Below are 20,085 nucleotides of genomic sequence, written 5' to 3'. Positions count from 1 at the left end.
ATGAGCAAAATGGCCGCCCTCGACCAACTCGACGCCCAACTGCTGCTGGCCCTCGCCGAACACCCCCGCGCAACCACACTCGCCCTGGCGCAGACGACCGGCGCGGCACGCAACACCGTCCAGGCCCGCCTCAACCGGTTCGAGACCGGCGGCATCCTGCGCTCGTTTGAGCGCCGGATCGACCCCGCCGCGCTCGGCTACCCCATGACCGCGTTCATCTCCATCACCGTGCACCAGCAGAGCCTCGACCAGGTCGGGGACGCACTCGCCCGGATACCCGAAGTCCTGGAGGTCTTCGGCCTCAGCGGAACCGTCGACCTGCTCGCCCGCGTGGTCGCGCGCGACGCCGATGACCTCTACCGCATCGCCGGACAGATCCTCGCCACACCCGGCATCGAACGAACCGAAGCCGCGCTCGCCATGCGCCACATGGTCGACTACCGCGTCTCACCCCTACTGACCCGGGTCGTCAGGTGACGCCGAGATCGGCAGACACCGCGTGACGCCTCGTCGCGTGTCGCTGTCCGGGATGGGTACATGTGCACCATGACGAAGCTCGGGCGTGCCGTGGCAGTCCCCGTTCGACGCGCCGCGGCGACTGCTGGCTCCGCCGGGTTGGACCGTTCAAGTGTGGGCCCGGGTGCCCGGTGTCCGGCTGCTGGCCTGGACCCCGGACGAGCGGTTGCTGGTCTCGCGGCCCCGGGCCGGTGACATCGTCGAGCTGGTGCCGGCAGGAGACGATGCCCCGCCAACCCAGCGCGACCTCGTCACCGGGCTGCACCAGCCGCACGGCTCGCTACAGTAGCGCGCGACGCCCCGGGCAGGACGGGGCTTGTAAGGACCAGGTCCAACGGCCCTGACTGCTCGAACTGGTGCGCGCGGCCGCACGAACGGTCCCCGCCGTGCCGCAGCCGATGCGCGCGTTCTTCGCGGCATGAGTGGATGTTCTCGCCGTTTCAGGCGCCAGCAACGTAGACCAGCGGACGGTACGGTCGCACGTCGTGGGAGATTCACCGTTCGGCGTACGGTTGTGGCGCCTGTTGTCGCAGCGGCGACCTACGTTCGACACATCAATCGAGCAGATGCGGGCCGCCCTGACCCGGGAGGCAGGTGTCCCGAGTGATGAGCTCGCCGCGGTCATCGACAACAATGCTGCGCCGAGACCAGACCTCGTCCGGAAACTGGCACCGGCACTCCGGATCCATACCGCCGACCTCTTCGTCATCGCTGGGATGCCAGTGCCGGATGACCTGGCCTCGGCCTGGCCAACGTCGCCGTGGAATGTGGGTTCGGTCGTCCGACACGCCGCCCGGATGGACGGGGACCAGCGGAGTCGGTTGGAGGCGCTGGTCAGGTCCCTGCCCGTGCAGCCGCCGGATGGGTCCCAGCCAGCCGACGACTACCCGGACACCCCTGGAGCTCTGCTGTTGCGCCTGCTGCGCAACCGCAACATTCGCCCACGCAACGCACAGATCCTCCAGGTTGTTGGAGATGGTCCGTACGTCTCCGACTCCACGGTGGCGATGCTGGGCCCAGGCAAGGTGGTCATCACCCCGCAGTACGTGACGGCGTTCGCGCACCTGCTCGGCTATCCGCCCGGCGACATGGTCGCGCTGACCGGGATCGGGCCGGTCGTCGAGGACGCGCGGGTACATCCAGCGAGCGCGGAGATCGCCGCGCTGGCCTGGCGCGCCCGGCTGCTCAGCAGTAAGCAGTTGAGCCAAGTGATTGAGACGGCCGATGCTATACGGCACGCCTGAATCCCCGCTGTGGACGCCCTCAACCTAACCTAACTCCACATCGACGCCGGCTGTCTGCGGCATGAGAGCGCCTGCGTGGCATGATCACGTCATCGGGTAAGTCCGTGCGGCAGACCGCTGAAAACTCGCTCGAAATCCGCCGTCATGGGCTTCCGACGTTGAAGCGGAACTCAGACCGGCCACCTCGCGACCTGCGTCAGCTCTACAGCGTGCTGGTCACGTCGCATCTCAGCTCGACGTCATTGGTGGCTGATTGCCGACCTTTTCACGCTGTTCTGCGCCCTGCGTGTGCCCGCGCCCAGGTGGTGGCGCTTCCTCCATCGGCGGATACCTGCCCTAGACATACCCCCGCCCACCGCGCCAAAAATGAACTCATTGAACGGTCCTGGCTGGTCGATGTATCTCATGGCTACCAGGAGCCCGGTCCCGCCACCATCACGCCTGCGGCCGCCAGCATGACGCACAGAAGGAGGCGGGCATGCATGTCACCCAGTAGAGCAGCCCGTCACAGCTCCCGCCAGCTCACACACGCGGTTGAGGAAGGCGGTTGCGCCCGCCCGGACGCCGGTCCCCTACCAGGACATACGCCCGATGCTCCAATCAGCCGCGGCCATGATCATCCCGCGCAAGATAGCTGTTGCGGCGTGCGATGAGGCGTTGCAGGTACGGACGCAGGATGACGCTGGCCACGAGACCACCAACCGGTCCCATCGGCGCAGTGAAGTCGATGACGTCGCGCATGAGGGTTGCCGAGGAGTCAGCCGGGTTCGGCCTGAAGCTGTGCTCGTGGTGCCATCGGCCGAAGTGCCTGGCCTCCAACGTGACGGCATCGCCGGCCTTCAACCGGCCGGTCGCTATACCGCCGACTGCCCGTTCGGCACTACTTCCCATGGACTCGGTGTGCATGTCGACATCGAGGCAAACGTCAAAGACGGTTTCCGGGACTGCCTGAACGACCGTAGTCAGCTCGATGCGCGGCATTCAGCCGCCGTAGGCCCCTGGCCGCGCCACGAGCGCAGCAGATTGAGCACTTGGCCGCCAGGTAATCAACACGGCTCGCTGACCTGCATTGCCCGGTTCGTTCAGGCTGCGAAGCCTTCCCACTGGCATCCGTAGACGTCCACCACCGCTCGTACCCGTGGTCACCCAGATAGTCACTCAGCATCGATGCCGTGACACGATCGATCATGCTCGTGCCTGCTTGCCGATTCTCCGTCCCGCTGTCATCGAGGAGCCGCCGATGAGTCCGCTTGGCAGCCTCATATGCATCGGCTTGCTCAACCTTGCAGCATCACTGGCCCTGCTCTGGGTCTGTATCCGCGTCCCTGAAAGCATCCAGCGATTGCGGCACCGTCTGGCCCGGAAGCGATCCTGCCGGCTACGAGATCATCCGTTGCTGCAGGCTCCGCCGGAGGTGGATCGCAGAGAAGAGACTCTATGGCGACCTGATCTCTACGACTAACGGTCAAGCTCGGTCGACGCCCGCGCGTCACGACGTGCGGGCGAAGCGGCGGTCGTGCACTACGGCATGCCCCGCAAGTGAGTGGACAGAAACCGCTGGTTCGGCGACGGGCGACCACGCTACGGTTCGCGGGTGAGCATGCCGCCCGGCGCGACGAGGCAATCGTTCGCGGGTCGCGATCTTCGGCACCGCACCCTCGATAGGCACTCGTTCACGTTGTGTGACTTCCGTGGCACCGACCTTCGAGGCGCGTCCCTTCGCGGTGCCAGCTTCGCCGGCTGCGATCTGCGCGACGCCGACCTGCGCGACACCGACCTGTCCTACGCCCGTTTCAGCTACGTCATGACGCACGATCCGGAGTACGGACGCACAGACGTCACCGGGGCACGGTGGAACGGAGCCAACCTTCGAGGCGTCACCGCCGAGCGCGTCATCGGGTGGACGCACGATCTCTCGCAATCCGCGGATACGTCCGGCTGACGTTGGACCAACCGACCTGGCACCGCGTTCACCCGCCTGTCCGCGCTACCCCAGCTAGTCACCTGCACCCGCCCCAGCCGCGACGAGCGCCGCACTGGAGGACGCCGCTTACCACGCCGGTGACCGGGCCGTCCTGCGCCACGTCGGGCACCGCCGGCCAATCAGCATGCCCGCACGTCCTGGCGGTCCACCGGACAGAGCAGCTGCCCTGGGCCACCGCTTCGATCAACAACTAGCGAAAGACGGAGGCTAACAGCGGTAGGTGCGGTCGCACCTGCGAATCTCTACCAGCTCCGCCATGGCAGATTTAGCGCGCCTCGGCGATGCAGGATCGTCCCGGCGACTGGAGTCGGGCCGGGCCACGAACCAGTTCAACTGCAACGTTGCGGCGTATCCGTCTCGTCCGGCGGCTCTGGCTAATTCCGGGATGGCAGTGGTGCGACCGGGCGGACCGCGGTGAACTGATCGTGCTCATACCGGGTGGCGGCGAGCAGCAGCAGCCATTCGTCGCAGCCCTGCCATGGGTAGAGGTCGGCGGCACCGCCGCGTACGGCCCTGGGCCCGTCACCGGTACGTGGGCGGGCATCCGCCGGGGCGCCCACGAAATCGGGAATCCACACGTCGGCGCAGATCTCGGCTGCCGAGCCCATCGCGGCCAGCCCGAACGCGTTCTCAGCGGCGGCTGTCCGCCGCTCATCGCCAAAGTCGTCGAGCAGTTGGTCCTCGCCGGGTTTCTCGTCGCCGCGGAAGGTCAAGGTGGTGGTGCCGGCTCGGGCTGCGTACTCCCACTCGGCCTCGCTGGGCAGCCGGAACGGCAGCGCGTCGAGCAGCTCGTCCAGGTCGCCCTCGAGCCGGGCCGTGCCGGAGTCCGCGTTGGCGTAGTCGTCCTCGTACTCGGGCAACCAGTGCTGGACCTGCGCGACCGTCAACGGGTGCCGAGCAATCAGGAACGGTTCGACCCGCACCTCACGTACCGGCTGGGCGTCCCCGGCATCGGCGAAGAACGACTCAAGAGTGTCCTCTACTCCCCCACTGCGCTCGATCGCACGCACCGCCGCCAGTTCCGCCTCGGACAGACCCATGCGAAAGGTCCCGCCCGGCACCGCCCGAAAGACCACGCCGGACGGGACATGCCGCCAGGCCGGCCGCCCGGCCACGATCTCTTCGGTCCACACGACGCCGAACGCTAGCAGCCCAGGCGCCACCAACCACACGGCCTCGGATGAGTACGAGCAGGCATGCCGCATCGACCGGACATGCGACCGCTACGCGTCTACGTCGACCAACTCATGGCAGGCAGGCAACATCCACCGCAACGTGCTCGGCTCTACACTGTCGCCGCCCACCTGTCCGGACTTCTCGGCGCGCTCGCCTTGGACCTCGGCGTGTTCGGCTTGGCGCACGCCTACGCCGCCGAAGCGTTCGACCTCGCGGAGGCCGCCCAGCAGCCCGAGGTGCAAGCCTGGACGCGGGCCACGCAAAGCCTGATCGCTTTCTACACCGGCGACTATCACGATGCGCTGGCCTACGCCCAGGACGGTCTGCAGCGCAGCGGCACCGGCGAACACCGCATCCGACTAACGATCAACGGGCAGGCCCGGGCACTCGCCCGCCTCGGTGACCGGTACGGCGTCGACCGCGCCGTGGACCGCGCATTCACCATGCTGTCCGACCGCCCGGCCAGCTCGGAGGTCAGCGCGAGTCTTGCCCTCGGGCCGTACTGCCAGGCAAGGACTGCGGCCAATGCGGCGACCGCCTACCTGGCGCTCGGCCGCACCGCAGGGGTCACCAGTCACCTCGCCATCGCCATCACGGCATTCGACACCGCAGAGCTCGCCGGCCCGCGAGCACTAAGCCGCCTAGACCTGGCCACTGCACACCTGCACGCCAGCGACCCCGATCCGGAGCAGGCCGCCGTGCTGGCAGAGGAAGCGCTCGCCCTCACCGCGGACCAGCGCTTCGAGTCGGTCCATCAACGAACCCGCCAGTTCCTCACAACCGCCCAGCCGTTCGCCCATCACCCGGCGTTGCGGCACGTCGCCGACATGCTCGTCGACCGCACACAGGTCGGTACCGCCGCCCGGCCCGCTCTACCATCGCTGCCATGAACAGCCGGGAGCTGGCCAACCTGCACGAGCGTTGGACCGCCTACCAGAACCTGCCCGAACTCACCAACCACTGGTACTGGCGCCCGGGCTGGCGAGCCGGCCGTCAGTTTTACACATGGCACCTCACCTTCGAACGTCAGCCTGAACTCCATCGCCTCGTCACCGACCTGCAACGCCAACTCACTTTGCCCGGACTAGACTTGGTGCCGCTCGACGGGCTGCACCTGACCATGCAAGGGCTCGGCTTCACCGACGAGGTCAACAACAGCGACATCGAGGCGATCGTCGCCGAAACCCAGCAACGCTGCACCAAACTGCCGCCTCTGGAGCTATCACTTTGCCCGGTCGACCCCGACGCGGAAGGAGTCGGCTTACTCGTGCGTCCCTGGCACCGCGTCGAACAACTCCGCACCACCATCCGCGAGGCCATCGGCGCGGTATGGCAGACCGTGCCGGAGGCCGCCGAAGGTTTCCGCCCCCACGTCACGATCGCCTACAGCGGCTCACAAGCACCGGCCGAACCGATCCGCGACCGCCTCAACGACCTCCGCCACCAGCAACCCGCCCGGGTTACCATCCGACAGGCAACGCTGATCGCGCTGCGCCGAGAACACCGCACCTACCAGTGGGCAACCGTGGCTGCCGCGCCCCTCACCGGACAGTGACCTGACTGACCAAGTCGTGACTATCGTCCTCGGCCTACTATCCGCCGGTCTGCCCCTGACGAGCCCCCTGCCGGGCTGTGCCCGATCGGCCTCCTTCTGAGCCTCGCCGTCCGGCGACGCGACGTGATCGAAGACTCGCCGCGCTTCGGTGTCAAACGCGATCGCGCCGGCTTGGTCGCCGCGCCCCGCCGCGACGTTGCGCGCCGGGCAATGAGGGCTTGGACGCGGCCGAGCGAGGGCCGGTCGGACAGGGTAGTACTCCAGCCGAGCCTGATGGAGTCGGAGTCTTCGCTGGTAGTGGGCCCTCCTGGCGCGGTACTGGTGTCGGCGTCGCCAACGTGACCATTGATGGATGTGGTCGAACGGTCGGGCGGCGGTGATCAGGTGTGCCAGGAGACGTCGGACCTCGCCGAGGGTGAGGGCATGAGGCCGTCGCCGGATTCGGTCAACCATCGGTGCCTTACCGATGTCTGTGGTCTGCGGGACAACGTGATCGGGGATGGTGCACCGGCGAGAAGGTCGACCAGCAGGGCCCGCCGCTGTATCAGCGGGGCGTCGAGCAGCGGCAACCCGGGCGGCGCGCTGAGCAGGTCGAAAGACGACGTAGTGGGCTGGGTTCCGGCGAGTCATGATCAGCAGCAGCGCGAAGTTCGTGCGTTCCCACTCCCAGACGACCAGCTCGCCGTCCAGGACCACCCTCGGCGGCACGGCAGCACGGATGGCTCGGGTGATGACCGGGAAGTACGTGGTGAGGTTGTGGCCAGCGCGGGACTGGACGTACACGCGGTCCGCGGTACGGAAGGCCAGCTTGTAGCGTCAGATGCCGCTGCTCCATGTCGTTGGTGTGGGTGACCGCACAGGGTCGCATTAGCGTCACGCGCGACGCTGCTTCGACGGCCACGCCTCGATCCTCGCGCTGCGGAGGACCAGCCAGCAGCCAGCCCTCGGAGTGTCCGGACATGTCGGTGAGCGGTCGCACAAGGGATGGGGCATCGGTTGTACGCTAGGGCGACGCGGGGCAGCGGTGGTGAAGCGGAGCTCGGCGGCTTGGCCGCGCAGTTCAAGGCTGGTCCTCGTACTCCGCCGCCGGCTCCCCTTGAGGGAGAGGCTCTCGCGCTCGCACTGGATCGCCGTTGTCTGTCCGCTGCCATTCCCGGCCGTTGAAATCGAAAAAGCGCAACGTAAGGGAGATGTCCGGCAGGAAGTTGTCGATCCCCATGCGGGTCAGCGGTGTAGGCGGAAGCAGCGCGTCGGGCAGTTCGAAAATCCGTGACCCCCCGCAGCTATCGTGCGGTTCAAGGATCTCCGCCACGAAAATCACCCAGACGTTGCGCGCGCGGGGGCACCGAGCCACCGCCATGACACGACGCGCTGGCTGTGGGCCGTAGTTGGTCACCTGGAAGTCAATCGAGAGGCGCGCGCCTCCACTCGGACTGCGCCACATCGTCCCGAACAGAGATGAGTATTGGACCGCGCGGGCTCCGACCCGCTCAGCCTCGACGCGAGCATCCCTGGCTTGCTGCCGCTCGTGCACCAGCAACCAACCTGCCGCCACCGCTGCCACAGCGCCAGCCAGCACGCCGGCCAAGCTTCCCCACCCCTGCATCCAGTCGGTTATCTTTGGCGGCTCCGTGCCGGGCGGTGGCTCGTACGTCACCGAAAGGCGAACGGCGATGACCGAAAGGGCGGTGAGCAAGCATACAGCGAAGACGGCCAGCAGCCAGGGCAGCCATGACTTTCGTTTCGGCTCCACCGACAGCAGGTTACCGACCTGGATCAATGATCCGGCATCGACCGCAGCGCGGCCTTGGCCGCGGCGAGTGCCGGAGTCCTGGATGGAGATCGCACTCACCGGCCCGGCCTCGACCCTTCGCTTGTAAGCTCTGCGCGCTGTGTCCGGCGAGGTTCGTCCACGTCCGTAACCTCGGGCAGCTGGTCGCGGCCCCTAGCCGACGCTGTTTCGTCCCGTGGGAGGTCGGGGTCGCCGTTGGCCTGATACAGCGCTCGGTCAACGTCGCGGAGGGACTTGCCGGTTCGGTCGCTGACGGCGCGGCACGCGAACAAGTAAGGCAGCCAAGTCAACCGGTCCTGGGACCCCGGCGGCACGTCGTTGTGGCCGATGGCCCTGATGGACTTAACAGCACGCACGTCGAGCACAGTCCATCGGAGCGGGTCCATCGTCATCAGGAGTGCGCTGCCGAGGGCGGGGCCGACCCGGCTGATCGCTTGTATCACGCTCATCGCTGCGCCGTCGTCAACGCATGCGCGGGCGGCAGCGGTGACGTCCAGGATGGCTTGGTCCCGTTCCTGGGCGAGACCTGCCCGAGCTCGTGCCCGGCGATGGGCCATGTTGCCGAACTTCCAGTCGATGACCATGAGCAATGCAGAGCGATCGAGAACTGTCGCTCCATGAAGCGGAGCAAGCACCTTGTCGTACTGAGCGGGGTAGCGCTGAGCCCACGCCGTTACCCAACGTGTGAGGTCGCCATCGTCGTCCACCGGCAGCAGCATATTGCGTCGTCCACGGGCTGCAGCATCGGTCGGGTGCCTGCAGCACTGCGCATGCCCACCGAGCCGGGGGTCTCGCACGTCGCCGTCGAGTAGGCCCGCCGGCTCAAACGACTCCCAACCCTGCTATCGCAGTCACCGGCGTCCGCGCCGTCGTACTGCTGCCACTTCATCGGCAGCCGCACCAACAGCGGCGGCCAGGACATCCTGGGGCAGCTCGCCGCCGTCACCGCGGAGGCCGCCGTCGAAGTCGCCTGCCTCAGGACTAGGCGGTCCTAGACAGGACGCCTGCGTCCAGGCGTCCCACCGAGAATATCGGCCGGCCGAGCACCGAAGTTCTCCTGGCCGACGACGCGGAAGCCGCACTGCCTGAAGAACATGATTCTCGCCGTCGGATCCGATGAGACGTCAATCGTGCTCGCAACGAAGGTGCAGCCACGCTCGACCGCTTCTGCTGCGTACGCCGAGATCAAGGCACTGCCGACACCCGCGTGCCGCACCGCCGAGTGCACGTGAATCCGATCAAGGAAGGCGTGCGGTGCGACTGGCAACTCGTACGACTCGAACGCCCCGCTCTCAGCGACGTTGGAATCAAACGATCCGGTCAGCATCCCCTCGATCGCGCCACCATGCACTGCCACGAACGTCGTGTAGAGGCTGCTCGGACGCCTGTGGCGCAACAGCACGTCGGGCGCTACATCGCCCGAGTCCTCGAGCATCCGACACATCGCCGGACGATCGACCTCCTCCAAGAACTCGATGCGAAGGGTATCCACCCTCCCAGCTCAACACACGAAGCGACGCTCGGCGGCCGCGGGTCAGGACAGTTGCGTCGCCGCCGCCGATACCAGGCAATAGAGTCTTGCCTCTATATAATGACCGCTACGACTACCATGCGAACCGCAACGCACAGGTCGACTGCATGATCACGTTCAATGGTGGGCGATATTGGGATCGAACCAGTGACCTCTTCGGCGTGAACATTGAGCCGTTTTCATCCTGAGTAGCGGCTGGTCTCGACGCGGTGCAGGACGAGGATGGCCTGCACGATCGCCGTAGCGCGGCGGGGACAGCAACGCAGCTTGGTCAGGATCTTCCAGGTCTTCAGCGTGGCGATGGCTCGTTCGCCGCGGGCGCGGAGCCGGGCATGACCACGGTTGACGGCCCGCTGGCGGCGGGACAGCTTCGGTCGGTAGCGGTGGCGCTTGAACGGCGTGCGCACGCTTCCGCCGGCTCCCTGATAGCCCTTGTCCGCGAAGGTCAGCACGTTTGCGCTGGTCAGCGCGTCGATCAGGCCGTGGGTGCGTGCGGCGGTGAGGTCGTGGACCGCGCCGGGCAGCGCGGCCGACGCCCAGACCAACCGCCCGGCCGGGTCGGCCAGGACCTGCACGTTCGCCCCGTGGCGCTTGTGCTTACCGGAGTAGTAGGGCCGCTGGTCAGCGACCCGGTCGATGGGAATCAGCGTGCCGTCGAGGATCGCGTACGCCAACCGGGCAGCCCGACGCATGGCGGCGGTGAGGTCGTCGGCGCAGGCGGCGAGCAGGTCGACGGCCTCGCGTAGGTACCGCCACACGGTGGCCACCGACACGGCGAAGCCGGCCGCGAGGCGGGTGAGGGTGTCGCCGTTGCGCAGATGGGCCAGGGCCATCAGCGCCTGCTGCTGCGCAGGCAGCCTCCGCCAGCGGCCGTCGAGCGCACGTCGGCGGTCGCGGATCAGCTCGGTCAGGCGGGTCAGGCTGCGCGTGGACAGCGGGATGCTGGCAGGATAGGTCAGCAACGAAGCTCCCGTGCTGGTGCAGTGCGTCTTGGTCGACTGCTGTCCTACCGGGAGCTTCGTCCTATCCGGACAATCGACACGCCGCCCCCGCCTACCTGGTCAACCGCCCTTGATCACGATGAAAAGAGCTCAATCTCTACTGTCGCGCCGTGGATGTGGACTGGAACGCAGAGCTGGTCGACCAACTTGAGTGGCACTGGCGGCATCAGCTTCGGCCACGGCTGGACGGGCTGACCGATGACGAGTATTTCTGGCAGCCGGTCCCGGGCTCCTGGACCCTCAGCCGACGCGGCCAGAGTTCTGCGCCGATCTCGATCGGCGTAGGCGAATTCACCTTGGACTACGCCAGCACGCCACACGACCGGGCGCCGGTCACCACGATCGCCTGGCGGCTGGCGCACCTCATTGACGTGTTCGGGCCACCGACCGCACCCCACTTCGACGGCTCGCTTGCTCGTCACCGGGCCGTCGCCTACCCGGGCACCGCCGAGGCAGCACTGCGACAGCTCGACGACGGGCACGATGCGTGGATCCGCGATGTCCGCCACCTCGGCACAGCCGGATTAGCTCAGCCCCAAGGCGCCATCTCACCGCCGGAGTACGCGGATGCACCGATGGCGAAGCTCGTCCTGCACGTACACCGCGAGGTCATTCACCACGGCGCCGAGATATCGCTGCTGCGGGACCTCTATCTATGGAAAGGCAGCGGAGGTCACCTCTGACGTCCCGTGGTCGTTCCAATCTGGTGCACGCTCATGCCGCTGATTAGGCGCGGCATGTCTGAGCTTGTCGGGTCGACAAGCGCGCCGTGGGAGCGGATCGGGAGCAGCTGAGGCCTAACGGTTGCTGAGCGGGCGTTGGCGTCACTAGGACGGCTTGAGCAAGCGGCCACAGTCTGACGAACGACGTGCAGGACGGTCCGGCACAGCCTGGAGGCATCAACCCGGTCGCGGGCCCGTGATCGGGGGAGCACGTTGGGAGCAACAGGGTGCCCTGAACGGCGCTGAACCACACCGAACGGCATTTGATCGCACCCAACTGCACCCACCCCTGCCTGGGGCTTCGCGTTTCCCCAGGTCAAAGTCCGTGCGGCGTCCTGCTTCACACCGAAGAGGTCACTGGTTCGATCCCAGTATCGCCCACGCAGGTCAAAGGCCACTTCCCGGCTTCGGGAGGTGGCCTTTCTGCTTGCGTACAGCAGCGGCGTCAGCAGATGGTCAGCGAACTCTTCGCCAAGGCGTAAGCCGCATCTGGAGTCATGCCAGCGGGTCGGCTCGGCCGTCTCGCCGACGCCAGTTCCCTCCGCTTCAGAATCGTCGCAGGCCCTGATGCGCTGTGGGCAGCGGCTACGGAGCTGCGGCTACGTAGCAATGGGCGGTCGATGACCTCCGCTTTGCCCTTCGCTTCCGTGCCGATTGTCTAGTCCCATCACATGCTTGGCCGACCCGTCTCAGCGCATGGTTTACACATCGACTAGTGCCTCGTCATGCAGCCTTGAACGGGTAATCCGGGTGGCGGATCTTGGATCCGGTGGCGAATCCGGTTTTCGGTCGGGCGCGTTGGTTGCGCCAGCGGATGTAGTCGCCGATGGCGGTGTCCTGTTCGGCGTGGCTGCGGTGGTCGGTGCCGTTGAGAGCGAAGTACCGCACGGCGGCGAACTCGGCCTCGATCCAGTTGAGCCAGGACGCGTAGGTCGGTAGGAACACCAGGTCGACCTGGATGGCCGCGCACCAGGCGCGGACCTCGGGGTGCTTGTGCGGGGAGAAGTTGTCCACGATCAGGTGGAGCCGCTGGTCGGGCCAGCGGCGGCGCAGGGTCTTGAGGAAGGACAGGAATTCGCGCCAGCGTTTGCGGTCACGGATGCGGTAGTGCAGGCGGCCCGGTGGCCAAATCGAGGGCGGCGATCATGTGCCGTACTCCCTGGTCACGGGTGTAGGTGGCCCGCAGCCGCACGGGCTGGCCCTGCGGGCGCCAGGCGTGGCCGGGGCGGGGTTGCAGGTTCAGCGGCCCGAACTCGTCCACACACAGGACCCGACCGTCGGCGGGAGGGTCGTCGTAGAGGTCCAGGATCCGGCGCATCTTCGACGTGAAGTCCGGGTCGGTGCTGGCCTTCCACGTCTTGGTGGCCTGCCAGGAGACCCCACGCTCGCGCAGGACCCGACGGATCGTCTCCACGCTGATGGTGCTCACGTAGCCGACGTCGATCAGGTAGTCGCGCAGCTTGGCAAGCGACCAGCAGGAGAACGGTTTGCCGAGGAAACGGGGGTCGCACCGGGCGATGACGCAGATCCAGTCGCGGGTCTGCTCATCGATCCGTCTCGGTGCGCCCCCGCTCCATTTTGGGTCCAGCGCGTCAAACCCCCGCTCGTTGAACGCGTGGATCACGTCGCGGACGTAGTCCTCACTGCTCTTGAGCGGGTGAGCGATATCCGGGGCCGGCTGCCCCTGGGCGGACATCAGCACCACGATCGCCCGGCGTAGCTTCACCGGGTCCTTCGCCGTTCGGCTGATCCGCTGCAACCGCTGCCCCTCAGCCATCGACACCTGCCGGACGAACACTTCCGGGCGTCGACCCACCCGGCACCACCTCCCATCAAGCGCTGGGAGACAGCCTGCCCGACACACCCTCAAAGCCGACGGATTACACGATCAACGTTCAAAGACGCGGCACCCTAGGAGGTGGGCAAGGGGCGCTGACCCTGCTGGCTCACGGCCCAGGGCGGCGTCCAGTTGGTGAGGCGGCATACCTCATCGAACGGTTCGCGAACCACCCAGAGCAGGCCGCCAGGCGCGTACAGGTCGTTTACCCGAATACCAAGAAGATCTTCGGGCGTTATCGCGGTCTCTGGAAGGCCCATGTCTTGGCGGGCAGCTAACACGAACTCCGCGTACAGCCGCAGGAAGACCGGAGCGGGCGCGTTAGTGTAAGACGCTTGCATGAAGTTCCGGAACGCTCGGAGCGCCTCGTCGGAGACGTAGATGCTTGCCCAAGCCGCGAAGTGCTGGAGACGCTCGGGAAGGTCGTCCTCCAGTTCTGCAACCCTCCGCCTGTCCAGCATCTTGGCGATCGTCTCGATCATCGGCTTGTAGATTTCGTACTTGCGGTCCGAAATTCGGGACTCAAGATCCCGGATCCGTTGCGCCTTGTTGTCGCTCGTCTTCAGTGTCCGGGCGTACAGGCCGGCAACGATCGCCGCGATCACGGCGGCGAGGCCGGGGATGGAGGCCACGGCGAACACTTGCCAGAGTGGCTGTCCCGATGGATCTGACGCAGCGGCAAGAAGCATGGGACCGACGGTAAGCGATCGGCACACGCCGCAAGCTGCCTGCCAGTGAGCGGAGGGGGCGTGCAGCGAACGTGCGACGAACGGCGGTGATCACGGGCTAGGTGCGGTAAATCACGGCCAACGGCGACGAGCGCGGCTGACGCACAAACAGCGAGCCCTTTTCATCCTGTGTAGCAGTTGGCTTCGACGTGGTGCAGGACGAGGATGGCCTGCACGATCGCGGTGGCGCGGTGCGGGCAGCAGCGCAGCTTGGCAGGATCTTCCAGGTCTTGAGCGTGGCGATGGCTCGTTCGCCACGAGCGCGGATTCTCGCGTGCGCCCGGTTGACCGCCTTCTGTCGGCGCGACAGCTTCGGTCGGAAGCGGCGCCGTTTGAACGGGGTGCGCACGCTGCCCCGAGCGCCCTGGTAGCCCCTGTCGGCGAAGGTCATCACGTCTGAGCTGGTAAGCGCGTCGATGATGCCGTGGCTGCGGGCGGCGGTGAGGTCGTGCGCCGATCCCGGTAGTGCCGGTGAGGCCCAGACGAGCCGGCCGGCGGCGTCGGCGATGACCTGCACGTTCACGCCATGGCGCTTGTGCTTGCCGGAGTAGTAAGGCCTCTGGTCGGCGATCCGGTCGATCGGGATCAGCGTGCCGTCCAGGATCGCGTACGCCAGGCGTCGGATGCGCCGCATCGCCGCGGTCAGGTCCTCGGCCACCGCGGCGAGTAGGGCGATCACTTCCTGCACGTAGCGCCAGGCGGTGGTGACACCGACGGCGAATCCGGCGGCGAGCCGGGTGTAGGTGTCACCGTTGCGCAGGTGGGCCAAGGCGAGTAGCGCCTGGGCCTGGCGTGAGGCGCCGCCACCGGGATCGATGCTGGTTACGGTGCGCTCGGATGCAGTCGGCGAGGTGGTTCAGCGCGCGGCTGTACAGCGGGATCGTGGAGGGGTAAGACAGCACAGGCGAGGCTCCCGGTCGGGGCATCGGATCTTGGTCGACTGCTGTCTTACCTGGAGCCTCGCCTTCATCGATCTCCGGGTTCGCCGTGCCTGCCCTGAGCTGCAAGTTCAGGTTGAATACGGCTCAGCAAGATCCCCACCGACGTTTCCGCTGGTGGGGATCTTTGTAGCCCGGCGAAAGGCTATGTGGCCAGGGGCGGGGTCGAACCGATTTTCAGTCGCTCTTACCAAGTGAGCTACTTCGCAAGGGCCTTACTCGCCAGCGAATCGCGTGAGCCGTGAAAGCAGGGTTTCAGGAGCCGATCAGCCTGCTGACGACAGGGTAGGCCCCGAGGCCTACAGCGATCGGAGCAACAGCGCCCGGATCGAGGTGGACGAGGGTTGCGATGCCTGCGCAGGCTGCGATGCAGGCGACCGTGCGGAGGCGGATGGGTACTGGTTCCGCGGTTGGTTGTGTGGTTGTAGTGCGCGTACTTGTCGGTACGCTTGCCATGAGGCCCTCCTTGCTGATGGATGACGGTGGGCTGAGAGCGGCGCCCGGGTCCAGCCGGTGCGCCGCTCGCTTTTGGGTGTCGGTGCCGCGCCGTTGTTTGCAATCGTGCAGGACGTTCTAGCCGCGCAGCAACGTCACGTAGCGACGTTGTACAGCCCTGTTATCCCAAGCTGTGATACAAGTCTTGACGGTCAATTTGACGCATGCATAACCTCTTTCCCAGGTCAACCCTGCCCCTTGATATCGATAAGGTGCGATGTCTGATCATAACGGACAAAGTCGCCACACTTTTTAGGTGGCTCTAGCGGCTTCCGCTCCTTATGTCGCCCAGTGATGCAGATCACGCTATTGATTTGGTCTGATCGGCGCCCCACTGTTTGGCCGTTGGAAGCGCGGAACCGGACGCGGTCGGCCGAGAATCAGCACGGTTGATCGCTGCGTCAGTAGTGTTGGCAAGCAATCCGGCGTTGTCCTGCGCCCGAGACGAAGGCCGGTGCAGCCATCCGTGCAACCGAGCCCGCCGACGAAGCCGGCCCGAGGCTGACGGCGGGCGACGCGGCGAGCAGGCTGGCGACGGTCACCGACGCCAGACGATAAGAGTCTTGATCTTTGCGAGATCGGGGCTACGTCAGCAGGAAGTCAGCAAGACGAGGCGCACTACCTAATGGCGGGCGACCCACGACGGCGTCCGGCCAGCAGTCGATGGCACGGGGCGACATCGGCCGAGCCTCGACCAGTGGGTAGATCAATGAGCTCTTTTCATCGTGATCAAGGGCGGTTGACCAGGTAGGCGGGGGCGGCGTGTCGATTGTCCGGATAGGACGAAGCTCCCGGTAGGACAGCAGTCGACCAAGACGCACTGCACCAGCACGGGAGCTTCGTTGCTGACCTATCCTGCCAGCATCCCGCTGTCCACGCGCAGCCTGACCCGCCTGACCGAGCTGATCCGCGACCGCCGACGTGCGCTCGACGGCCGCTGGCGGAGGCTGCCTGCGCAGCAGCAGGCGCTGATGGCCCTGGCCCATCTGCGCAACGGCGACACCCTCACCCGCCTCGCGGCCGGCTTCGCCGTGTCGGTGGCCACCGTGTGGCGGTACCTACGCGAGGCCGTCGACCTGCTCGCCGCCTGCGCCGACGACCTCACCGCCGCCATGCGTCGGGCTGCCCGGTTGGCGTACGCGATCCTCGACGGCACGCTGATTCCCATCGACCGGGTCGCTGACCAGCGGCCCTACTACTCCGGTAAGCACAAGCGCCACGGGGCGAACGTGCAGGTCCTGGCCGACCCGGCCGGGCGGTTGGTCTGGGCGTCGGCCGCGCTGCCCGGCGCGGTCCACGACCTCACCGCCGCACGCACCCACGGCCTGATCGACGCGCTGACCAGCGCAAACGTGCTGACCTTCGCGGACAAGGGCTATCAGGGAGCCGGCGGAAGCGTGCGCACGCCGTTCAAGCGCCACCGCTACCGACCGAAGCTGTCCCGCCGCCAGCGGGCCGTCAACCGTGGTCATGCCCGGCTCCGCGCCCGCGGCGAACGAGCCATCGCCACGCTGAAGACCTGGAAGATCCTGACCAAGCTGCGTTGCTGTCCCCGCCGCGCTACGGCGATCGTGCAGGCCATCCTCGTCCTGCACCGCGCCGAGACCAACCGCTACACAGGATGAAAACGGCTCATTGACAGGCGACCCGATCAAACCTACGACGAGACCCTCAGGGCTCCGAAGTAACCTACAAGGGCGCACCTTCCCGCTCCGGAGCAGCCGCGGACAGCCGCGACCAGCGGATTGCGGCAGATCGGGACACCTGGCCGGCCGCTGGTGTCTGTAGACGGTAGTGGCCTGCTCAGCGGGACTGGGCGTCGTCTTGCAAGCCGGCCGCTCGGCGCCAGCGGGTGACTTCGGCCTCGTGCGAACCGGTAGCGGTCGCGGCCGCGACTGCTGCCGGATCCGCCCCGCCGATCAGTAGGGCCAGGGGCCAGGCCGGCACTCCCCCCGCGCCGTCATAAGCGGTCCAGGTCCACGGGCCATCGAAGCGCCATGCACGACCAGCGGCATCGGCAACATCATCGCCGACCTCCAGGAAGGCATACGGCCTGAAGAGCAGTTCGAGCGTGAACGGAACACCGCCATCGGGCTCGATGCTCGTGCCCTGGAACTCCGCTGCCACATCCGGAGCCTCACCGGCGCGTAGGACGAGCAGACTCAGGCTCGGGCGGGGCAACCAGCCCGTCTCCTGCGGTGGTTCGTACTCGTGAACCTCGATGACGTGGATGATCCGCGCCGGGATGCCGACCCGGCAGGTATCGCCGGGGGCGAGGCGGGGCGAGGCCGGGTCGGTCATGTACAGCTCGTCCGGATCGGCGCGGCCCAGGGCCACCTCTCCGTTCCAGCGCACGCCTTCCGCGTCCGGGTCAATCTCCCACCACGGCCAGCGGACGCTGACGTACGCCTCGTCGACGCCGGTGACGACCGTCGGCGTGAACGGGCAGGAGATCCGCAGCACGTCCCCGACGCGGTAGATCATGCGCGGCAGACTAGCGCGCGACGCTCCGGGCAGGACGGGGCTTGTGGAGGGACCAGGTCAAACGGCCCCTGACTGCTCGAACTGGTGCGCGCGGCCGCACGAACGGTCCCCGCCGTGCCGCAGCCGATGCGCGCGTTCTTCGCGGCATGAGCGGATGTTCTCGCCGTTTCAGGCGCCAGCAACGTAGACCAGCGGACGGTACGGTCGCACGTCGTGGGAGATTCACCGTTCGGCGTGCGGTTGTGGCGCCTGTTGTCGCAGCGGCGACCTACGTTCGACACGTCGATCGAGCAGATACGGGCCGCAGCGACCCGCCCTTCGCGGGTTGGCGTCCGTCAGGCATCGCCGTAGCCGACGAGCCAGATCTCCTTGTCCTTCACCGGCGACCGATGCCGGCGGGGCTCCGCTCGACCCAATCAGGCTCTGGATGTCCGCCTCGAGTCGGGTCAGGTAGCGGGCAATGGCCAGGTACCCGTCGACGCGCGGCATCAGTGGCGTCCAGCTCGCCGCCTCGCACGTCGACACCGGTGCCGCCGATGCTCGCGACCGCGGTCGCCATGTAGTCGGAAATTCGCCTCGGTGATTTTGTCGCAGTCGAGGTGCAGGGGAATAGCCAGGAGCCCCGCGAGGCCCATCTCGGGATTGGTGTCTAGTGCCTTGACCACGAACGTTCGCGGTGTTGAGCGGACGGTAGCCTCGGCGCGGTGGTGGAGGATGACTTCATGATCGGGCTGAGCCGGGACGAGGCGTTGGTGTTCTCGGACTGGCTTCATCGGATGATGGGCACTGCCGATTTCGACGAGTTGGTCGATCGTGACCGGGCGGTGTGGTCACCGCTGTATCGCATCTCGGGTGCGCTGGAGACCTCGCTGGTGGAGGTGTTCGGGCCGGACTACCCGGTCCGGCTGCAGGAGGCGAGGCAGCGGTTACTGGATGCGCTTGGCGAGGTGGGGCGGCCAACCGGCGCGTGACGCTCAGGCAGCACGTGTGGTCGGCTGTCGCCAGACTTGTTGGCGTTCGCTGCGAATACGGGCGCGCTCGCGGCGTTGGGCGGCCATAACGTCGGGGTGGCGTGCGTTGGCGTTTCGCCAGCGCAGGTAGGCCTGCAGTTTGCGGGTCAGGGCGGTGTGATTCGGGTGGTCGGAGCCGGCGATCACGAAGGTCCGCAGCGGGCCGAACTGCGCTTCGATCGGGTTGGCCCAGGACGCATACGTCGGGGTGAAGCACAGTTCGACCTTGTTCCGAGCCGCCCACGCCCGGATCTTGGTGCCCTTGTGCGCGGACAGGTTGTCGAGGATGACGTAGATCCGCGCCCCGTCCGGACGTGCGGCCCGGATCGATTTGAGCGCGGCCAGGGTGTTCGTGGCGCTCTTGCGGACGTCTGACCACACCCCAAAGTTGGTCGTCACCGACGCTGTAGCAGCCGTGAAACTGCCGGACCCCATGCAATTTGTGGTAGTTCGCCGGCAGCCGCTGCGGATGCCCTGACGGCGCCCACCCGGCACCGGCCTGCGGACGGATGACCAGTGGCCCGAACTCGTCTAAGGCGAACACCCGCTGCGGGAAATGCGCGGTGACGTACTCGATGCGGGCCAGCTTGACATCCCGGTCGGGGTCGGTGGACTCCTTCCACGTCTTCGTCCGCTGGAACGTGATCCTGTGCTGATGCAGGATCTGTCGCAGCCGCTCCCGGCCGATCCGAACTCGGCGGGCGGCATGGCCGTTGAGGTAGTCGGCGAGCTTCCGCACTCTCCAGCGGGTGAACGGCCGCCCCAGTGCTTCCGGGCGGGCGCTGGCCGTCTCGACGATGAACGCTTCGTCATCGTCGCTGATCAGGCGGGGACGGCCACCCGCCCACTGAGGGTCCAGGCTGACCATGCCCATCTCGTTGAACCGGTGAATGACCTGCCGAACCGTGTCCTCATCCGCCTGCACCAGCCGGGCGATCGCCGGCGCGGTGTTCCCACCGGCTGAAGCGAGCACGACCATGGCCCGCCGTAATCGGACTGCCGAGCCGGTACCACGACGGGTGATCCTCAGCAGCTGCTGACCCTCCTGGTCGCTGAGCCGCCGGACACGCAC

At 66.8% G+C, this 20,085-nt stretch carries 19 protein-coding genes and 5 pseudogenes; 9 read left to right on the top strand and 15 right to left on the bottom strand.

All coding sequences use genetic code 11. From position 1 onward, the window contains the following. From J3R08_RS09520 to J3R08_RS09510, 3 genes are all read left to right on the top strand, one after another. Window positions 1–477: an Lrp/AsnC family transcriptional regulator gene (locus J3R08_RS09520; RefSeq protein ID WP_209960783.1), complete on the top strand. Its 477-nt coding sequence runs from the start codon at window positions 1–3 to the stop codon at window positions 475–477. A gap of 85 nt (window positions 478–562) precedes the next feature. Next, window positions 563–805 carry a hypothetical protein gene (locus J3R08_RS09515; protein WP_209960781.1) on the top strand — a complete coding sequence of 81 codons (243 nt, stop codon included), beginning with the start codon at window positions 563–565 and terminating at the stop codon, window positions 803–805. A gap of 196 nt (window positions 806–1,001) precedes the next feature. Then, window positions 1,002–1,760 (top strand): XRE family transcriptional regulator, encoded by a 759-nt coding sequence (locus J3R08_RS09510; RefSeq protein ID WP_209960780.1) that lies wholly within the window; start codon window positions 1,002–1,004, stop codon window positions 1,758–1,760. 600 nt (window positions 1,761–2,360) lie between these two features. Here the strand turns inward: J3R08_RS09510 and J3R08_RS09505 are convergent. Beyond that, window positions 2,361–2,741 carry a cyclase gene (locus J3R08_RS09505; RefSeq protein WP_209960777.1) on the bottom strand — a complete coding sequence of 127 codons (381 nt, stop codon included), beginning with the start codon at window positions 2,739–2,741 and terminating at the stop codon, window positions 2,361–2,363. 619 nt (window positions 2,742–3,360) lie between these two features. Here J3R08_RS09505 and J3R08_RS09500 point away from each other — a divergent pair. Next, on the top strand, window positions 3,361–3,702 hold the full coding sequence (locus J3R08_RS09500) for a pentapeptide repeat-containing protein (protein ID WP_209964106.1): 342 nt from the start codon (window positions 3,361–3,363) through the stop codon (window positions 3,700–3,702). Window positions 3,703–4,118: 416 nt separating this feature from the next. Here J3R08_RS09500 and J3R08_RS09495 read toward each other — a convergent pair whose 3' ends face one another. Further along, window positions 4,119–4,877, bottom strand: coding sequence for an SUMF1/EgtB/PvdO family nonheme iron enzyme (locus J3R08_RS09495; protein ID WP_209960775.1), 759 nt, complete (start codon window positions 4,875–4,877; stop codon window positions 4,119–4,121). Window positions 4,878–4,958: 81 nt separating this feature from the next. On the opposite strand from J3R08_RS09495, the pseudogene J3R08_RS32660 reads away from it, so the two are divergent. Then, window positions 4,959–5,168: pseudogene (locus J3R08_RS32660) on the top strand (XRE family transcriptional regulator); the annotation flags it as partial. A 638-nt stretch (window positions 5,169–5,806) separates the two neighbouring features. Further along, the gene (locus J3R08_RS09485) at window positions 5,807–6,475 is read left to right on the top strand and encodes a 2'-5' RNA ligase family protein (RefSeq protein ID WP_209960773.1); all 669 of its coding nucleotides are present in this window, start codon (window positions 5,807–5,809) and stop codon (window positions 6,473–6,475) included. Window positions 6,476–6,562: 87 nt separating this feature from the next. Here the strand turns inward: J3R08_RS09485 and J3R08_RS31960 are convergent. The 6 genes and pseudogenes from J3R08_RS31960 to J3R08_RS09455 all read right to left on the bottom strand — a co-directional run. Continuing rightward, window positions 6,563–6,726: pseudogene (locus J3R08_RS31960) on the bottom strand (XRE family transcriptional regulator); the annotation flags it as partial. Between the two features lie 424 nt (window positions 6,727–7,150). Then, window positions 7,151–7,258: pseudogene (locus J3R08_RS31955) on the bottom strand (ATP-dependent DNA ligase); the annotation flags it as partial. 277 nt (window positions 7,259–7,535) lie between these two features. Beyond that, the gene (locus J3R08_RS09470; RefSeq protein WP_209960770.1) at window positions 7,536–8,327 is read right to left on the bottom strand and encodes a hypothetical protein; all 792 of its coding nucleotides are present in this window, start codon (window positions 8,325–8,327) and stop codon (window positions 7,536–7,538) included. Then, window positions 8,324–8,974 (bottom strand): hypothetical protein, encoded by a 651-nt coding sequence (locus J3R08_RS09465; RefSeq protein ID WP_209960768.1) that lies wholly within the window; start codon window positions 8,972–8,974, stop codon window positions 8,324–8,326. Before J3R08_RS09465 ends, J3R08_RS09470 begins: the two co-directional genes overlap by 4 nt. 284 nt (window positions 8,975–9,258) lie before the next feature. Continuing rightward, window positions 9,259–9,735, bottom strand: coding sequence for a GNAT family N-acetyltransferase (locus J3R08_RS09460; protein ID WP_209960766.1), 477 nt, complete (start codon window positions 9,733–9,735; stop codon window positions 9,259–9,261). 242 nt (window positions 9,736–9,977) lie between these two features. Then, a complete protein-coding gene (locus J3R08_RS09455) occupies window positions 9,978–10,760 on the bottom strand; it encodes a transposase family protein (protein WP_209960764.1) in 783 nt (260 codons plus the stop codon). Window positions 10,761–10,915: 155 nt separating this feature from the next. Between J3R08_RS09455 and J3R08_RS09450 the strand changes: the two genes are divergently transcribed. Further along, entirely contained in the window at window positions 10,916–11,482 is a 567-nt protein-coding gene (locus tag J3R08_RS09450) for a DinB family protein (RefSeq protein ID WP_374102402.1), read from the top strand. A 762-nt stretch (window positions 11,483–12,244) separates the two neighbouring features. On the opposite strand, the gene J3R08_RS31950 is transcribed toward J3R08_RS09450, so the two are convergent. The 4 genes and pseudogenes from J3R08_RS31950 to J3R08_RS09435 all read right to left on the bottom strand — a co-directional run bounded on the left by J3R08_RS31950 (window position 12,245) and on the right by J3R08_RS09435 (window position 14,988). After that, the gene (locus J3R08_RS31950) at window positions 12,245–12,541 is read right to left on the bottom strand and encodes a transposase (protein ID WP_245255139.1); all 297 of its coding nucleotides are present in this window, start codon (window positions 12,539–12,541) and stop codon (window positions 12,245–12,247) included. 73 nt (window positions 12,542–12,614) lie between these two features. Further along, a complete protein-coding gene (locus tag J3R08_RS31945; RefSeq protein WP_280841917.1) occupies window positions 12,615–13,337 on the bottom strand; it encodes an IS630 family transposase in 723 nt (240 codons plus the stop codon). A gap of 95 nt (window positions 13,338–13,432) precedes the next feature. Beyond that, window positions 13,433–14,047 (bottom strand): hypothetical protein, encoded by a 615-nt coding sequence (locus J3R08_RS09440; protein ID WP_209960759.1) that lies wholly within the window; start codon window positions 14,045–14,047, stop codon window positions 13,433–13,435. Window positions 14,048–14,208: 161 nt separating this feature from the next. Continuing rightward, window positions 14,209–14,988: pseudogene (locus J3R08_RS09435) on the bottom strand (transposase family protein). A 1,373-nt stretch (window positions 14,989–16,361) separates the two neighbouring features. Between J3R08_RS09435 and J3R08_RS09430 the strand changes: the two are divergent. Next, on the top strand, window positions 16,362–17,144 hold the full coding sequence (locus J3R08_RS09430) for a transposase family protein (protein ID WP_209960757.1): 783 nt from the start codon (window positions 16,362–16,364) through the stop codon (window positions 17,142–17,144). A gap of 178 nt (window positions 17,145–17,322) precedes the next feature. Here J3R08_RS09430 and J3R08_RS09425 read toward each other — a convergent pair whose 3' ends face one another. Beyond that, window positions 17,323–18,003: a hypothetical protein gene (locus J3R08_RS09425; RefSeq protein WP_209960755.1), complete on the bottom strand. Its 681-nt coding sequence runs from the start codon at window positions 18,001–18,003 to the stop codon at window positions 17,323–17,325. 704 nt (window positions 18,004–18,707) lie between these two features. On the opposite strand from J3R08_RS09425, the gene J3R08_RS09420 reads away from it, so the two are divergent. Continuing rightward, window positions 18,708–18,974: a hypothetical protein gene (locus J3R08_RS09420; protein ID WP_307849380.1), complete on the top strand. Its 267-nt coding sequence runs from the start codon at window positions 18,708–18,710 to the stop codon at window positions 18,972–18,974. A 3-nt stretch (window positions 18,975–18,977) separates the two neighbouring features. Here J3R08_RS09420 and J3R08_RS31940 read toward each other — a convergent pair whose 3' ends face one another. Beyond that, the gene (locus J3R08_RS31940) at window positions 18,978–19,448 is read right to left on the bottom strand and encodes a transposase (protein WP_245254691.1); all 471 of its coding nucleotides are present in this window, start codon (window positions 19,446–19,448) and stop codon (window positions 18,978–18,980) included. Between the two features lie 283 nt (window positions 19,449–19,731). Then, a pseudogene (locus tag J3R08_RS31935) lies at window positions 19,732–19,992 on the bottom strand (transposase); the annotation flags it as partial. Window positions 19,993–20,085: the final 93 nt, after the last annotated feature.

Source organism: Micromonospora sp. HB375 (assembly GCF_017872985.1).
Classification (GTDB): Bacteria; Actinomycetota; Actinomycetes; order Mycobacteriales; family Micromonosporaceae; genus Micromonospora; species Micromonospora chalcea.
Note: the sequence above shows the minus strand (reverse complement) of the source record. Positions and strands in the feature narration are given on the sequence as shown.

Bases quoted from the DNA above. Each gene is read 5' to 3' on its own strand.
- J3R08_RS09440 (WP_209960759.1), bottom strand. From the start codon at position 14,047: ATGCTTCTTGCCGCTGCGTCAGATCCATCGGGACAGCCACTCTGGCAA.
- J3R08_RS31940 (WP_245254691.1), bottom strand. From the start codon at position 19,448: ATGGGGTCCGGCAGTTTCACGGCTGCTACAGCGTCGGTGACGACCAAC.
- J3R08_RS09485 (WP_209960773.1), top strand. From the start codon at position 5,807: ATGAACAGCCGGGAGCTGGCCAACCTGCACGAGCGTTGGACCGCCTAC.
- J3R08_RS09520 (WP_209960783.1), top strand. From the start codon at position 1: ATGAGCAAAATGGCCGCCCTCGACCAACTCGACGCCCAACTGCTGCTG.
- J3R08_RS09500 (WP_209964106.1), top strand. From the start codon at position 3,361: ATGCCGCCCGGCGCGACGAGGCAATCGTTCGCGGGTCGCGATCTTCGG.
- J3R08_RS09425 (WP_209960755.1), bottom strand. From the start codon at position 18,003: ATGATCTACCGCGTCGGGGACGTGCTGCGGATCTCCTGCCCGTTCACG.
- J3R08_RS09505 (WP_209960777.1), bottom strand. From the start codon at position 2,741: ATGCCGCGCATCGAGCTGACTACGGTCGTTCAGGCAGTCCCGGAAACC.